A 231-nucleotide genomic window follows, 5' to 3' on the forward strand; every position below is an offset into this window, starting at 1 on the left:
CCTTGTGAAATGGCATAGTTTCCAATGTTTTCTCCTGCTACTCTTGTTAAAGTTCCAGTAAAAGAATCACCACTTACTAAATTCGGAGCAACAGTATAGGCGTATATTGGATTTACAGTTCCATATACTTTCGTTTGTGATGGAGTTGCCGTTACCGTAATAGGTTTGGCTGTGATAGCAAAATCCTCACTAACATAAGTAATGGTATAATTAGAACCCGCACTTAAGTCT

The 231-nt window shown here is 37.7% G+C and carries 1 protein-coding gene; it reads right to left on the reverse strand.

What is annotated here, in order from left to right; all coding sequences use genetic code 11:
- Nucleotides 1-231: MBG domain-containing protein (locus ACSVH7_RS15160; protein WP_438067522.1), on the reverse strand; the 231-nt coding region annotated here is incomplete at both ends.

It is taken from the genome of Flavobacterium sp. TSSA_36, assembly GCF_051547165.1.
In the GTDB taxonomy this organism is placed as follows: Bacteria; Bacteroidota; Bacteroidia; order Flavobacteriales; family Flavobacteriaceae; genus Flavobacterium.